Origin of the sequence: Clostridium sp. BNL1100, from assembly GCF_000244875.1 — a bacterium.
Lineage (GTDB): Bacteria > Bacillota > Clostridia > Acetivibrionales > DSM-1351 > Ruminiclostridium.
Window position 1 is genome coordinate 1,212,369 of the sequence record NC_016791.1, and the last position, 14,198, is coordinate 1,226,566.

Sequence of the window (14,198 nt, forward strand, 5' to 3'; positions counted from 1 at the left end):
CTATGTGAATATTCTTTTATTACAAGATTTTCTTAATTCTATTTGATATCCTTGTTTTGCAGCATTTGAGCCCTAACCTTCATTGGTAGACCAAAGAGGTTGATAAATCCTTCTGCATCCTTCTGATTGTAAACCTCGTCTTTACTGAAGGTAGCAATTTCTTCACTATACAGGGAGTATTCAGACTTGGCACCTGCAGGCATACAGTTACCTTTGTAAAGCTTCAGTCTTACAGTACCTGTAACAGTTTCCTGAGTCTTATCAACAAAAGCTGACAAGGATTCACGAAGAGGAGTGTACCACTGTCCGAAGTATACAAGTTCTGCAAATCTTTGTGCAATAACGTCCTTGTAATGGAGAGTGTCTCTGTCAAGGCAAAGCAGCTCAAGCTCTCTGTGAGCAGCATATAAAACTGTTCCCGCAGGAGTTTCATATACACCTCTTGACTTCATACCCACAAGTCTGTTCTCAACCATGTCAACAATACCTACACCGTTTTCCCCTGCAAGCTTGTTGAGAACATCCATCATTTCAATAGGACCGTATTCAACGCCGTTAACCTTTTTAGGGATACCTTTTTCGAAATAAATTTCAACGTATGTAGGTACGTCCGGAGCCTTTTCAGGAGAAACCATCAGCTTTAAGAGCTTTTCATACTGAGGTTCGTTCCAAGGATCTTCCAGATCGGAGCCTTCATGACTCAAATGCCAAAGGTTCCTGTCCATGCTGTAGTTATCTTTTTTGGTTACGGGAATAGGAATATTTCTTGCTTCAGCATAATCTATAGCATCTTCTCTTGACTTGATATCCCAAATTCTCCAAGGTGCAATTATTTTAAGATGGGGGGCCAAAGCCTTTACGGTAAGTTCGAATCTTACCTGGTCATTACCCTTACCGGTAGCTCCGTGGCAGATAGCCGTACAGCCTTCCTTAATAGCAATTTCAACCATTCTCTTTGCTATAATTGGTCTTGCAAAAGACGTCCCCAGAAGATATTTTCCTTCGTAAATTGCTCCTGCTTTCAAGGTAGGATATATAAAATCAGTTATGAATTCTTCCTTCAAATCCTCTATGTAAAGTTTTGATGCACCGGTTTTGATTGCTTTCTCATTTAAAGGTTCAAGCTCTTCGCCCTGTCCCACATCTCCGGCCATGGCAATAACTTCATAACCGTAGTTCTCTTTAAGCCATGGAATAATTATCGAGGTGTCAAGTCCACCTGAATATGCTAATAAAACTTTTTCCTTACTCATTTCAACCACCCTTTCCGCTGATTCTCCAGCAATAAAAACGAATATAAATGCAGATTTATTTCTCTTAAACAACATATTAAAAGTATGCTAAAATATATATGATTTGAATTAGTCAGCAAAAAGCAATGTCCCAAGGAACGGCTTTCTTCGCTGACCTGTAGCTTGGGTTTATTATACAACAAATTGTATAAATATGCAATACTCATCTATAATTATACAAAAATTTATTAACAATATTAGTTTTACGGAGGATATTTACTGTGGTAATAATGGGGATTGACCCTGGATTTGCAATTACAGGCTATGGTGTTGTAAAATATGAAGGGAACAAATTTTCGGTTTTGGATTACAGTGCAGTTACAACAGGAGCATCCATGAAATTTTCGGACAGGCTTCTGGTACTGTATAATGAACTTGAAAAATTGATAGATAAGTACAAGCCTGATGCAATATCCATAGAAGAACTGTTCTTCAATAAGAATATTAAGACTGCACTTACGGTAGGACATGGCAGAGGAGTAGCCGTACTTGCCGCTGCCAAATCCGGAATAGATATATTTGAATATACGCCCCTGCAGGTTAAGCAATCGGTTGTTGGCTACGGCAGGGCAGAAAAGGCACAGATACAGCAGATGGTAAAGGCTATATTGAATCTTCCGGCGATTCCAAAGCCGGACGATGTAGCAGATGCTCTGGCTGTGGCAATATGCCACGGAAACTCTCATAGAATGGGGTCATTGCTGGGGAACGGAAGGTTCTAGAAATTATTATTATTTGGAGAATAAAAAATGTTTGCATACATAAAAGGAACAGTGGAAGTAAAAAACAACGACAGTATAATAGTAGAAACCGGTGGAATCGGGTACAGGATATTTACCGCACTTTCTACAATAAATAACATGGGACAGCCAGGTACACCAGTAAAGATTTATACTCATTATTATGTCAGAGAAGATATTGCAGCCCTCTACGGCTTCGGTACAGTGGAAGAACTGGCTATGTTTGAGATGCTTCTGGCAGTTTCAGGGGTTGGGCCAAAGGCCGCAATATCCCTGATTTCAACGCTGTCGCCATCAAGATTTGCATTGGCTGTTGTCTCTCAGGATACAAAGTCACTGACAAAAGCCCCGGGTATAGGAATGAAAATGGCTCAGCGAATTATACTTGAGCTAAAGGACAAAATATCAAAGGAACAGCTTACAGCTTCTATTCCGGCAGCTGGTCCCGAAAACAGCTGGGCTCCCGGAGATTCTGTCCTGTCGGAGGCTGTTAGTGCTTTGATGGTTTTGGGATACGGCTCGGTAGAAGCATCAAGCATTATAAGCGGTATTTATGAAGAAGGAATGAGTGTAGAGGATTTAATAAAGAAGGCGCTCAAATCCCTTTCAAGATAGCCTTCCTTATTTAAGGACGTTGAGAAAATAAGAGAATAAGTTTCAATATTTTTTGGCAGCCGTAGCTAACGGCTCATGGAGGCTAATATGACAGATTTAACTGATGAGAGGCTTGTTGAGGCCGGTAACCGTTCTGATGATTTTGATGAGGTGAGCTTAAGGCCCAAAAGGTTCGATGAGTACATAGGACAGTCCAAGGCCAAGGATAACCTGACAGTATTTATAGAGGCAGCAAAAAGAAGGAAAGAAGCTCTGGATCATGTTTTGCTTTATGGCCCTCCGGGACTTGGCAAGACTACTCTTGCAAGTATAATTTCATCGGAGATGGGCGTAAACCTCAGAATTACATCCGGGCCGGCAATAGAAAAAGCCGGTGACCTGGCTGCTATACTTACAAACCTTGGTACTCACGATGTATTGTTTATAGATGAAATACACAGGCTTAACAGAAGCGTGGAAGAAATCCTTTACCCTGCCATGGAGGACTATGCTCTGGATATTATAATCGGCAAGGGTCCAAGCGCCAGATCAATAAGACTGGATCTTCCCAAGTTTACCTTGATAGGTGCCACTACAAGAGCGGGACTTTTGACTGCACCTCTAAGGGACAGGTTTGGTGTAATAAATAAATTGGAAATGTATACTTCCGAAGAATTAAAAGAAATCGTAAGTCGTTCGGCCGGGATTCTTAATATTGGTCTTGACCAAAAGGGTGCTTATGAGATTGCCAGAAGATCCAGAGGAACCCCCAGAATAGCAAACAGACTGTTAAAAAGAGTACGTGATTTTGCACAGGTAAAGGGAAGCGGTGTCATAGATATTGAACTGGCAAAACATGCCCTTGATGCACTTGAGGTTGATGAGATAGGTTTGGATGGTGTTGACAGAAACATGCTGCTGAGCATAATTAACAAGTTCGGAGGCGGGCCGGTAGGACTGGATACACTGGCAGCTTCAATAGGAGAAGAATCGGGCACTATTGAGGATGTGTATGAGCCATATCTTATACAATTAGGATTTATCAATAAAACTCCCAGAGGGAGAATGGCAACAAAAAATGCTTATGCACATTTCGGATTGGAGTATGACGGTTAAGCAAGGCTGGAGTATATAATATAGAAAGAGTGATAACACAATGAAAGTACTATTGCACATGTGCTGCGGACCATGTTCCACATATCCTGTACAGGAACTTATGAATGAGGGCGTTGATATACAAGGGTATTTTTACAACCCCAATATACACCCTATCGAAGAACATACAAAACGCAGGGAAAATGTTGAAAAGTTTAGCAAAATTAAAAAAATTCCCGTAATATATGATGATGATTTCAGACAGACTGAATGGGAAGATATGAAGGATATGGGTGATGCCCGGTGTCTTCACTGCTACAGTGTAAGACTTGAAAATGCGGCAAAACTCGCTGCCCAGAAGGGCTGTGACGCATTTTCGACAACACTGCTTGTGAGCCCGTACCAGAAACATGATTTAATAAAAGAACTTGGGGAAAAATACGCAGCGCAATACGGAACTACATTTTTATACCGGGATTTCAGACCCGGGTTCAGACAGGGACAGCAGATGGCAAGGGAGATGGAACTGTATCGTCAAAAATACTGCGGATGTATTCTATCCCTTCCTATTTAATCATTCAGGGTAATTTAGCCCATTATTTTGCCATAATTTTTACATTAAGGTTACATTTGTTTTAAAATGTCTTATTTTTTACCCTTTTTTGTCAAAACAAAGATATAATAGTAGTAAACAAAATAATGGTAAACTATGAGGTGACAGAAGACAAATGAAGAAAAAAACGAATTTAAAAAAAATGCTGGCATGTATTTTGGGATGTTTTTTGGTATTAATACCTCAGTTTTCTGTGTTTGCAGCACAGTCGCTGACTATGAATTATGACGGAAAAAAAGTAAAATATTCCGACACCATTTATAAAATTACAATAGACGGTAAGGAATTAAAAACCGACTTTCCAGGTATTGTTTTTAATAAAACAACCATGCTGCCGGTAAGGGCAGTGTTTGAAAAGCTGGGTGGTAAGGTTGTATGGAACAGTAAAACACAGGTTATGGATGTTTCTTATAATGGATTAAAGCTCCAATTCAAAAATAATGACATAAATACAAAGATGGATGGAAAAACCTATAAGCTTACAACTCAAGCAAAGAAAATTAACGACAGGCTTATAATACCTGTTGACTTTATTAAAAATATAAAAAGTCTTTCAGCGACGGTAGACAGTAAGTCCAAATCTATAAATATAAAAACAGTAAAAGCTGCTCCTCCTAAAAATGAAAATCAGAACGTTAAACCTGAAAAGCCAAGTGAACCGGTAAAGGATAAGCCGGCTGACGAACCCGAAAAAGTACCTGTAAAGCAAGTGTTAAGTTCCTACCTCACATATGTTAGTAATCAGGACAGGGTGTACTTTGCATTTAAAGGAATTGCATTAACAAGTACCGGCTCAACTATAAAAAAGTATTTTACCGAAAACTACGATAAGGAAAGCGGAAGATATACTATTACTATATCTGCAAAAGCAAATTTAAAACTTGCAGAAAATACATATAAAATTGATGACGATTATGTTGATTCCATAGCCATTTCACGTAATAAGGAAACATTGGTTACAAATTTTGATTTTAATGTAAAAAAGGAATTTACATTTTATACTTCTTATAATGAAGATTTAAAACAAACGGAAGTAAATCTTCTCACACCTGCCAAAGAAGGTGAACGGCTGGTTGTTATAGATGCAGGACATGGCGGTGTTGACCCGGGTGCTTCAGGAGGTTCTACCCGCGAGAAGGATGTAAATCTGGATATTGCTTTAAAGCTGGAAAAATTATTGAAGGCTAAAAATGTAAATACTTTTATGCTCAGACAAGATGATACATTCGTAGGTCTCTACGACAGACCTTATATAGCAAATGCTTTAAATGCAACACTGTTTTTGAGTATACATAATAATTCATTCGATAAAAGTACTGCAAAAGGGACAGAAACCTTGTATTACCCGGAAAAAGCCGGAGATAAATCTTTTACAGGTCAAAAATTTGCTCAATTAATTCAGAATTCACTTATGAGCAGATTGGACACATATAATAGAAAAACTGTATCAAGACCCGGTTTAGTTGTTCTCAAATATACACATATGCCTTCAAGTCTGGCAGAAATCGGATTCCTGTCAAATCCGGGTGACTTGCAAAGGCTTAACAATCAGGATTTTCAGCAGAAGACTGCCGAGGCATTATGCGATGCTATAGTTAAGGGGCTGGACCAAATTAATAAAGAACAAAAAAATAAAAAAGAAGAAAATAAAAAAGAAGAAAGTAAAGAAGAAGATAATAAAGAACAAGAAAATAAGGAAGAACAAATTAAGGAAAAATAAACTATAAAATTACCAACACTTACGGGAAATAATAATTTTTGCATATATAGTCTATAATTACCATATGTTTCAAATTACTCTAAGGAGGACTATATATGAAAAAAATTATTAGTATTGTGTTGGTAATTATGCTTTTATCGACAGGATGCTCTTTTATTGGTCACAAAGAAGAACAGGAGCCCAGCATTCAAGCGGCAAATCAAACCCTTAATTCCTCTGCAACAAACACGGCTCAGGATTCTAAAGCAGCAGCTTCCGCCACAGCGAGCAGTTCAAAGGGATTGGCTATGGCTACCGGTACAGCAGCTCCCACAACAACAAGCTCCATGGTAAGCGGTAATTATACCGGGAGCCAGATAAACGGTCTTGTTATAGATAATGGGGCGGGTAAAGGTATGGTTCCTGCTTCTGATAAAACCAATCTTCTTATAACTTTATACTACAAAAACAAAAAAGGACTACTTGTACCTGTTACCAGAACAGTAAAAAAACAGGAAGGTCTTGCAAAAGCAGCAGTCCTCGGGTTAGTAGATGAAGCTGTAACAAAAGAACAGCTGGACTACTACGGGCTTTACCCCGTACTGCCCAAAGGCACAAAGATAAAAGGCATAAATATAAAAGACAAAGTTGCTGTAATTGACTTTTCAAAGGAATTTTTAAATTTATCCGGTAAGCAGGAAGAGCAAGAGGCGGTAGCTTCTGTTGTGTATACACTGACTGGTTTTTCCACTGTATCAGACGTCAGAATAAGGGTTGAAGGAAAGGAAATAACAACTCTTGAAAATGGAACGGACTTATCAATTCTACGAAATAGAAGCAATACATTAATTAATTCAAGTGATACTCAAATTAAGGATGGTTGTGTGAAATGCGACTTATATTACGTTTCAGACGACAGCAATAATCACAATTATCTTGTCCCTGTATCTGTACAGATACCTCAGACAGACCCTAACGGAATACCTGAACTAATCTTTAACGAATTAAGTAAAAAGCCCGATGATACGACATACTTTACATCCATTCCGGAAGGTACAAAGCTCATATCTTTCGACCAACAGGGAAGTACTGCTGTTCTGGACTTTTCAAGCCAGATTACAAATTACGGCGGTTCAGAAAAAGAAGATAGTCTTCTAAATCAAATATATTATACAATCAGCCAGATGAAAGGAATACAAAAAATAAAGCTCCTTATAAACGGTATGGAAAAGCCTTTGCCCGAAGGGACTGAAGTGGCTTCAGCTAAAAGTGTTCCTGTGACCTTTAATAAGGTAATAGATAACTAAAATTATGTAAAGTATACAAAACATATAACATTAATGTTAATTATTTATCTAAATATACGGATGATTTTTTAGGATATTTGGGTTATTATTATTTTGTTTTTAAGATATGGAGGGAATATGTTGAGGCATGACGGAAGAAGCAATACACAATTGAGGCCGGTAAGGATTCTGAGAAATTACATTAAACATGCGGAAGGGTCAGTTCTCATAGAAGTTGGGGATACAAAAGTAATATGCACGGCTTCTGTTGAGGAGAGGATTCCTCCTTTCAAAAAGGATTCAGGAGAAGGTTGGATAACTGCTGAATATTCTATGCTTCCCAGAGCTACAGCTGTAAGGAATCAAAGAGATATTTCAAAATTAAAGCTTAATGGAAGAAGTTCTGAAATCCAACGACTTATAGGAAGGTCACTAAGAACTATAGTTGACCTGAAACTCTTGGGTGAGAGAACTATAACCATTGACTGTGATGTAATTCAGGCCGACGGCGGAACCAGAACCGCTTCCATTACGGGAGGGTATGTGGCATTGGTAGATGCGTGCAGGACACTGGTTAAAAACGGCATGATTTCAAAAATGCCGATTACAGGAACTGTGGCTGCAACAAGTGTAGGAATTGTTAATGGTGAGGAGCTTTTAGACCTCTGTTATATCGAGAATAGTAATGCAGCGGTTGACATGAACGTTATAATGACGGATAAAGGTGAATTCATCGAAATACAGGCTACCGGTGAAAAGTCGAGCTTTAGTAAGAAACAGCTGGATAAACTTTTTGATTTGGCTGAATCCGGAATACATGAGCTGATAAAGGCTCAGAATGAGGTCTTATGGAAAGATTAATTGTTGCTACAAAAAATAAGGGAAAAATGGTTGAAATCAAGCAGGTATTATCAGGACTGCCACTTGATGTTATATCAATGAATGAAGCAGATATTGATATTGATGTAGTTGAGGATGGCGATACTTTTGAAGAAAACTCTCTGAAAAAGGCCCTTGAAATAAGTAAAGTGTCAAAAAGCATGGTGTTGGCAGATGATTCAGGATTGGAAGTCGATGTTCTTGACGGAGCTCCGGGAATTTACTCTGCCAGATTCGCAGGACCTGAAGCAAGTGATGCGGATAAAAATAAAAAATTATTGGAAATGTTAAAGGACGTACCTTTTGAAAAGAGAACCGCAAGGTTTGTATGTGCAATAGCGGTAGTATTTCCTGATGGCAGGCACTTTGTAGTTAGGGGAACCTGTGAGGGATTTATAGATTTCGAATGTAAAGGCAGTAACGGCTTTGGTTACGACCCCCTTTTCTTTGTACAGCAATTTGACAAGACTATGGCTGAAATAGATGCGGATTTGAAAAATAAAATAAGCCATCGCGCTAAGGCACTGGCATTAATGCAGGAAAAATTACAGAAATATTTATAATAATCGTTGTAGCAGGTTTTGCTGTATGGGGGAATGTTGGTAATGAAAGTACTTGTTATGAGTGATACTCACGGGTATCTTACTAATGCAATGAGGGCAATAGAAAAAAACCCGGATGTTGAAATAATAATTCATCTGGGTGACTATTGTCGGGATGTAGCAGATCTTGAACAGCTATATCCGGATAAAAAGTTTGAGTATGTTTATGGAAACAGTGACTTTGGCGTTGGAACGGTTGAGGCGGAAAAGACTCTGGAAATTGAGGGTAGGAGAGTATTTTTGACTCATGGTCACAAATATTCGGTGAAGTGGGACCTGGACCGTATAATTGCAAGGGCAGAAATAGAAAATGCGCATATTGCTCTTTATGGTCATACGCATGTAGCGTTGATTGACCAAGTCTGTGACCGTATGGTTTTAAATCCGGGAAGCATAAGTGAATCCAGAAGTAATTTATCGGAGTCCTATGCAATTTTGGATATAACACCTGAAAAAATAGACGCTGAATTCTTTTATATTTAGCGAAAAGTGAACATAAAAAACATGCGAAAAATTAAAAATAAAATGTTGACAAAAGATAATGTACCTTGTATAATAGTAAAAGTCAGCTGGGGGACACGTCCTAAAGGCTGAAAAAACAAGGTATTGCGGGTGTAGTTCAATGGTAGAACATCAGCCTTCCAAGCTGATTGCGTGGGTTCGATTCCCATCACCCGCTCCATTATGTGCCCATAGCTCAGCTGGATAGAGCAACGGCCTTCTAAGCCGTAGGTCTTGGGTTCGAATCCCCATGGGCACGCCAAAAAAGCATCTACTTATGTAGATGCTTTTTTATTTTGAATAATTCAAATTGTCATAAATGTCAGAATGTCGTATTGTAAAGTTTGTATTATTATTGTGATTAATAATATCGAGAAGTCTCCTGATTTCTTGTACCTCGTATTTTTTCATATGAGGTGAAGCCAGTATCTCTAGAATGATTTTGGAGGGATCAACTTTAACTTTTACTCCTTCTTGGGGGAGGTTTTCCAGTCCGAAATGAAATCTTCGACTGACTTTGTCGGCAAGGATGGTTTCGTCAGTGCAAGTGGAAACAGGGGTTGATTCATTTCTTTCCTTATATAGAATAATTCTGAACTCATTTTCGTAAATAAATTCTTTTCTTTTGTTTTTAAAAGGAAGAAGCTCATTATAAATGTAGTCGGTATCGTTCTCCTTATCAAAATCTATATAGTTTACTTGAGACATTATCATACTGTAACCCTCTGGAATAACCAATGAATTTGCAAGCCTTTCTGTCGTTGTGTTGACCGCAATTCCAAAGCCTGCTTTTGCGTATAATTCCCACATTGCCGCAGATTCGGTGTCGTTGATGTGCCAGCAGCTTATTGCAGCCTTTTTTCTTTTTTCGTTGAAAATTTTTTGGAATTCAAGTATTATATCAGTTTTATTCTTGGCAGTGCCGTAATCCCTGAAATTTTCTATCATACTTTGAAAAGTTTGCTTTGGGATTGCACCTTCATATTTGTCCTTAAAAGTATCGGCGCGGGCAAAATATAATTCACCGTTAATCAATGTCAGAAATTTTATCAAGTCGTAGTATCTCCACAGTTTTTGATCTTTCACTTTAACCTCCAAAAAGCATTGTATATTCATATAATCCCAATAACGAGCATTATAGATGCATGTAAAATAAAAGGCACAAATTGTAAATTGAGTATGTATTATCAATAAACAATTTGCACCCTGTATTAATCTAATCAATGAAGTAGAGAGTTTTGGTTTAGATCAAAGGTAGAATGTGACAAATTTAATTGTAAAGAAATCACAAACTACGATATCATCAGTTTCAGCCTGCCTCAAAACAAGATAGTTGGCACCTACGGCCAGCAGTGTGCCGAATTTATCTACAAGAGTTCCGGTTCCGATAAGAAATTCTACCCTTACGGTTTTACCTATCTGTGTTCTTAAGAATCCGTTCATAAACTCAGTACTTTGAGTTGTCATTGGCTGGGGTTCGGTTGTAGGGGTAATGGGTGCCAATGGATTCATTTGCTGATTCATAATCTGGGGCTGTGACATCATCTGATTTTGTGTATTCATAAACGGGATAGTCTGACCAACCGTTGAAGAGCCCATAGGGAAGGCTGTAGAGCCGAAAGGGCCTCCTGTAGGTATTCCAGTGGGAAAACTTTCGGGGTTTATCATATTGTTATTTTGACGGTCGTCAAAATAACAATCCGGTATGTTGTAGTATGGAGTATGTGAGCTTTTCATAATCTACTTCCTTTCTTTAAGAACGTTAAAGTTTAGGTACTTGCATACTTTTGGGTGGGGATATAATAACAGTGCTGATTTACCCTGGTTAAATATGTTCCGTTTTCACCGGGAGGAAAAAAGGATATACATGAAGGTTTAAACGGATTGAAATACCATAATGAGTTTGCTACAGCACCAAGAGTGTTGCCGGTCATAGCCCAATCGGCTATGTCATAATGTACTTGTAATGGAGTCATATTAAATATATTTTGAGGGTTATATTGACCATTTACGACTTCCATTACACAAGTAAACTGTCGGGGCTGGAATATTGCAGCTCTGATATCACCATGAACTAGTCTGAAAAACTCGCCATACGGAACAGTTACTCTGTTCATAACGACAGAGGCAACCCCTCTCATACCGTTGTCCCCCTCACCTTCGGCTTCACATCGTATTAGTCTTGCAAGCAGTTCTCGGTCTGTTAATGGCATATTAAATCACCTTAATAAATATAATTTTTCTATTACATTAGTAGTATATTAAGACGATGTGCTTAATGTTACATAATACTTAAATATAATTTGTTCCGAGTCCCGGTACTATATTGAATTGTATAGAGATTTAAAGAATAGGAAATTAATTATGTAAATTGAATACGTTAATTAATTTCTAAAAAAAAGAGAAAACAAAAGCCGGTTTGACCCGGCTTTATTTTATGCTATTTCTGAAACAAAATGTTCTATAATTCCTCTGGTAAAATGGGAGGCCGCTTCTTCGATAAATCTTGGGAAGTTGATATTTGCATGCTCATCTGCTTTGTCAGAAATAACACGGAATATAATATAATCTACACCATGTTCGTAACAAACCTGTGCTACGGCTGCGCCTTCCATTTCAATACACTTTAGATTCTCTATTTCCTGAGTAAGGCTTAAAACCTTGCTGCTGTCCGCAACAAATTGGTCGCCGCTTGCCACTGTACCTGTTACAATATTTGGAGTACAGATATTAAACTCTTTTAAGATACTTTCATCGACATCTGTGTTCAAGCAGCTAGATACATAAAACTCCGCAGATTTTTTACCCAGCGACACCATATGAGAAGGAGCAACAAATGTTCCAACTCCCAAAAGTGGTATTTCAAACTTGCTGAATCCCGGCAAGGAACTTGCATCCATATCATGCTGCACAAGCTTGTCCGCAACAATTATATCGCCTATTTTTAAGTTTTTATCAGCCCCTCCGGCAACGCCTGTAAAAAGAACAACATCAACATTAAAGGTTTCAATAAGTGTAGTAACGGTTGAACCTGCAGCAACCTTGCCGCACTTTGAGAAAACCAGAACAACGTCTTTACCAAATAGTTTGCCGATATAATATTCACGCATAGCAATAGTTTTTGTTTCATTTATCAGCATGCTCTCTGCCAATAGCTTTATTTCCTGTTCCATAGCTCCAATTATTCCTATAAGCATAAATAATCCTCCTGCTTTATAAATTTAAAAGGCCTGCAGGCACAAATTGCCTACAGACCTATTATAATGGAAAAAATATTCAATTTAAACTACCAATTCCATTAATTAACTTTGCAGTACTTCGCCATTTGTACCTATTGTTACAATACTCCAGGGCAACATTTTTCCCGAATTAATCAAGGCAGTTTTTACCGCACTTACAATGCCTCCACAGCAAGGGACTTCCATTCGGAGAACTTTTACACTGTTAATGTTATTGTTTGCAATAATTGCAGTAAGTTTCTCAGAATAATCACCTTCGTCCAACTTAGGACATCCGATAAGCGTAATTCTGTTTTTCATAAAATCCTTGTGAATGTTTGCATATGCGTATGCAGTACAATCGGCTGCAATCAGTAGGTCGCAGTTGTCAAAGTATGGTGCATTTACCGGAACCAGCTTGATTTGGCACGGCCACTGCATAAGCTCTGATACCGCCGGAACAGAAGCTGTAGTTGATATAGTTTCCGATGCCGGAGCTTTCTTTATTGCCATTGCTCTTGAACCGGGACATCCGCCATGCATGTGATGATGTACCGGAGGAGTTTGTGCGGCAGCTTTCATTGCTATATTCTTTTTGACAAGTTCTTCATCGTATGCATCTGCTTCACGTTCCTCAATAGTTATTGCATTTGTAGGACATTCGGGAAGGCAATTTCCGAGACCGTCACAGTAGCTGTCGGATATAAGTTTTGCCTTACCGTTTTCTAAAACCAGCGCACCTTCATGACATGCTGTTACACATAATCCGCACCCATTACATTTTTCTTCATCTATCCTAATAATATTTCTCTTCATAATATAACTCTCCTTAAATATATATTTTATTTGTTTGTCGTTTAAATGATTATGTAATGATTATAAGGTATAATTATATTAAGTTCGGTATCTGGAGATACAAAAGGAGGGAAATATGAAATTAAACGAAAGTGAAATTAAAAATATAACAGAAGTTCTTCTCAATTGTGAACTGTTTGAGAACTTTGACAGTAAACAAATTATATCAATCCTTGAATGCTTCAACCCAAAGATTTATAGCTATAACAAGGGGGATTATATTGTAATGGCAGGGGGCAGGTATCACGGGGTGGGGATACTTGTGGAGGGCAACGGAGTTGTAACTAAGGAAAATGCGGCAGGGAATCGTGTAATGATGAATCTCATTAAACCGGGAAGCATTTTTGGTGAGGTCATTGCATTTTCCGGGACGGAAAAATGGCCTTCAAACGTTCAGGCCCAAACGAATTGCCGAGTAATGTTTATCGAAAATGAAATGATATTAAATCAATGCAGTGATGCTTGTTCTCATCATTCTCAGCTTATAAGGAATCTTTTAAAAAGTGTTTCTACAAGGGCGATTATGCTTAACAGAAGAGTCGAATATCTTTCAATGAAAGGAATTAACTCCAAAATTGCATGCTTTTTGCTTGAATACATGGAAAAGGCAGGCAGTAATACTTTCAGACTTCCCATAAACAGAAACGAAATGGCGGAATTTCTGAATATATCAAGGCCTTCCATGTCAAGAGAGATGGGAATAATGCGGGACATGGGTATTATTGAATTTCAAAAGGAAGCCGTAAAAGTAATTAATGCTGAGAAATTAAAAAGCATGATTGAAGAATAATTTTTGTATGGAAAATATTGAATTTGTAATATTA

16 protein-coding genes and 2 tRNA genes are annotated in these 14,198 nt (G+C 38.2%); 12 read left to right on the plus strand and 6 right to left on the minus strand.

Annotated features, from left to right (window positions below):
• Nucleotides 1-38 precede the first annotated feature (38 nt).
• On the minus strand, nucleotides 39-1,253 hold the full coding sequence (locus CLO1100_RS05015; RefSeq protein ID WP_014312664.1) for an argininosuccinate synthase: 1,215 nt from the start codon (nucleotides 1,251-1,253) through the stop codon (nucleotides 39-41).
• Nucleotides 1,254-1,513: 260 nt separating this feature from the next.
• Between CLO1100_RS05015 and ruvC the strand changes: the two genes are divergently transcribed.
• The 11 genes from ruvC (at nucleotide 1,514) to CLO1100_RS05070 (ending at nucleotide 9,563) form a co-directional block, all read left to right on the plus strand.
• Entirely contained in the window at nucleotides 1,514-2,014 is a 501-nt protein-coding gene (gene ruvC, locus CLO1100_RS05020) for a crossover junction endodeoxyribonuclease RuvC (RefSeq protein WP_014312665.1), read from the plus strand.
• Between the two features lie 27 nt (nucleotides 2,015-2,041).
• On the plus strand, nucleotides 2,042-2,647 hold the full coding sequence (gene ruvA / locus CLO1100_RS05025; protein WP_014312666.1) for a Holliday junction branch migration protein RuvA: 606 nt from the start codon (nucleotides 2,042-2,044) through the stop codon (nucleotides 2,645-2,647).
• 87 nt (nucleotides 2,648-2,734) lie between these two features.
• Nucleotides 2,735-3,742 (plus strand): Holliday junction branch migration DNA helicase RuvB, encoded by a 1,008-nt coding sequence (ruvB, locus tag CLO1100_RS05030; protein ID WP_014312667.1) that lies wholly within the window; start codon nucleotides 2,735-2,737, stop codon nucleotides 3,740-3,742.
• Between the two features lie 40 nt (nucleotides 3,743-3,782).
• Complete coding sequence (locus tag CLO1100_RS05035; protein WP_014312668.1) at nucleotides 3,783-4,295, plus strand: epoxyqueuosine reductase QueH; 513 nt, start codon at nucleotides 3,783-3,785, stop codon at nucleotides 4,293-4,295.
• A gap of 154 nt (nucleotides 4,296-4,449) precedes the next feature.
• The gene (locus CLO1100_RS05040) at nucleotides 4,450-6,054 is read left to right on the plus strand and encodes an N-acetylmuramoyl-L-alanine amidase (RefSeq protein WP_014312669.1); all 1,605 of its coding nucleotides are present in this window, start codon (nucleotides 4,450-4,452) and stop codon (nucleotides 6,052-6,054) included.
• A gap of 95 nt (nucleotides 6,055-6,149) precedes the next feature.
• A complete protein-coding gene (locus tag CLO1100_RS05045) occupies nucleotides 6,150-7,340 on the plus strand; it encodes a GerMN domain-containing protein (protein ID WP_014312670.1) in 1,191 nt (396 codons plus the stop codon).
• Between the two features lie 117 nt (nucleotides 7,341-7,457).
• Nucleotides 7,458-8,180, plus strand: a complete 723-nt coding sequence (rph, locus tag CLO1100_RS05050; RefSeq protein ID WP_014312671.1) for a ribonuclease PH — start codon at nucleotides 7,458-7,460, stop codon at nucleotides 8,178-8,180.
• Nucleotides 8,168-8,761 (plus strand): XTP/dITP diphosphatase, encoded by a 594-nt coding sequence (locus tag CLO1100_RS05055; protein ID WP_014312672.1) that lies wholly within the window; start codon nucleotides 8,168-8,170, stop codon nucleotides 8,759-8,761. The genes rph and CLO1100_RS05055 overlap by 13 nt, the downstream gene beginning before the upstream one ends.
• 42 nt (nucleotides 8,762-8,803) lie before the next feature.
• A complete protein-coding gene (locus tag CLO1100_RS05060; RefSeq protein WP_014312673.1) occupies nucleotides 8,804-9,283 on the plus strand; it encodes a metallophosphoesterase in 480 nt (159 codons plus the stop codon).
• 125 nt (nucleotides 9,284-9,408) lie between these two features.
• Nucleotides 9,409-9,482 (plus strand) — tRNA-Gly (locus CLO1100_RS05065).
• A gap of 4 nt (nucleotides 9,483-9,486) precedes the next feature.
• Nucleotides 9,487-9,563: transfer RNA gene (locus CLO1100_RS05070), tRNA-Arg, on the plus strand.
• A 29-nt stretch (nucleotides 9,564-9,592) separates the two neighbouring features.
• On the opposite strand, the gene CLO1100_RS05075 is transcribed toward CLO1100_RS05070, so the two are convergent.
• The 5 genes from CLO1100_RS05075 to CLO1100_RS05095 all read right to left on the minus strand — a co-directional run bounded on the left by CLO1100_RS05075 (nucleotide 9,593) and on the right by CLO1100_RS05095 (nucleotide 13,335).
• Nucleotides 9,593-10,387, minus strand: coding sequence for a DUF2971 domain-containing protein (locus CLO1100_RS05075; protein WP_014312674.1), 795 nt, complete (start codon nucleotides 10,385-10,387; stop codon nucleotides 9,593-9,595).
• Nucleotides 10,388-10,549: 162 nt separating this feature from the next.
• The gene (locus tag CLO1100_RS05080) at nucleotides 10,550-11,038 is read right to left on the minus strand and encodes a hypothetical protein (protein ID WP_014312675.1); all 489 of its coding nucleotides are present in this window, start codon (nucleotides 11,036-11,038) and stop codon (nucleotides 10,550-10,552) included.
• A gap of 32 nt (nucleotides 11,039-11,070) precedes the next feature.
• On the minus strand, nucleotides 11,071-11,514 hold the full coding sequence (locus tag CLO1100_RS05085) for a cell wall hydrolase (RefSeq protein ID WP_014312676.1): 444 nt from the start codon (nucleotides 11,512-11,514) through the stop codon (nucleotides 11,071-11,073).
• Between the two features lie 222 nt (nucleotides 11,515-11,736).
• Nucleotides 11,737-12,498 (minus strand): 5'-methylthioadenosine/adenosylhomocysteine nucleosidase, encoded by a 762-nt coding sequence (locus CLO1100_RS05090; protein WP_014312677.1) that lies wholly within the window; start codon nucleotides 12,496-12,498, stop codon nucleotides 11,737-11,739.
• Between the two features lie 105 nt (nucleotides 12,499-12,603).
• A complete protein-coding gene (locus tag CLO1100_RS05095; RefSeq protein ID WP_014312678.1) occupies nucleotides 12,604-13,335 on the minus strand; it encodes a 4Fe-4S binding protein in 732 nt (243 codons plus the stop codon).
• A gap of 115 nt (nucleotides 13,336-13,450) precedes the next feature.
• Between CLO1100_RS05095 and CLO1100_RS05100 the strand changes: the two genes are divergently transcribed.
• Nucleotides 13,451-14,164, plus strand: coding sequence for a Crp/Fnr family transcriptional regulator (locus tag CLO1100_RS05100; RefSeq protein WP_014312679.1), 714 nt, complete (start codon nucleotides 13,451-13,453; stop codon nucleotides 14,162-14,164).
• Nucleotides 14,165-14,198: the final 34 nt, after the last annotated feature.

What these genes read in the sequence shown, in the direction of transcription:
- CLO1100_RS05015 (WP_014312664.1), bottom strand. Translation starts at nt 1,253, where the DNA reads ATGAGTAAGGAAAAAGTTTTATTAGCATATTCAGGTGGACTTGACACC.
- ruvA (WP_014312666.1), top strand. Translation starts at nt 2,042, where the DNA reads ATGTTTGCATACATAAAAGGAACAGTGGAAGTAAAAAACAACGACAGT.
- ruvB (WP_014312667.1), top strand. Translation starts at nt 2,735, where the DNA reads ATGACAGATTTAACTGATGAGAGGCTTGTTGAGGCCGGTAACCGTTCT.
- CLO1100_RS05035 (WP_014312668.1), top strand. Translation starts at nt 3,783, where the DNA reads ATGAAAGTACTATTGCACATGTGCTGCGGACCATGTTCCACATATCCT.
- CLO1100_RS05040 (WP_014312669.1), top strand. Translation starts at nt 4,450, where the DNA reads ATGAAGAAAAAAACGAATTTAAAAAAAATGCTGGCATGTATTTTGGGA.
- CLO1100_RS05045 (WP_014312670.1), top strand. Translation starts at nt 6,150, where the DNA reads ATGAAAAAAATTATTAGTATTGTGTTGGTAATTATGCTTTTATCGACA.
- rph (WP_014312671.1), top strand. Translation starts at nt 7,458, where the DNA reads ATGTTGAGGCATGACGGAAGAAGCAATACACAATTGAGGCCGGTAAGG.
- CLO1100_RS05055 (WP_014312672.1), top strand. Translation starts at nt 8,168, where the DNA reads ATGGAAAGATTAATTGTTGCTACAAAAAATAAGGGAAAAATGGTTGAA.
- CLO1100_RS05060 (WP_014312673.1), top strand. Translation starts at nt 8,804, where the DNA reads ATGAAAGTACTTGTTATGAGTGATACTCACGGGTATCTTACTAATGCA.
- CLO1100_RS05080 (WP_014312675.1), bottom strand. Translation starts at nt 11,038, where the DNA reads ATGAAAAGCTCACATACTCCATACTACAACATACCGGATTGTTATTTT.
- CLO1100_RS05085 (WP_014312676.1), bottom strand. Translation starts at nt 11,514, where the DNA reads ATGCCATTAACAGACCGAGAACTGCTTGCAAGACTAATACGATGTGAA.
- CLO1100_RS05090 (WP_014312677.1), bottom strand. Translation starts at nt 12,498, where the DNA reads ATGCTTATAGGAATAATTGGAGCTATGGAACAGGAAATAAAGCTATTG.
- CLO1100_RS05095 (WP_014312678.1), bottom strand. Translation starts at nt 13,335, where the DNA reads ATGAAGAGAAATATTATTAGGATAGATGAAGAAAAATGTAATGGGTGC.
- CLO1100_RS05100 (WP_014312679.1), top strand. Translation starts at nt 13,451, where the DNA reads ATGAAATTAAACGAAAGTGAAATTAAAAATATAACAGAAGTTCTTCTC.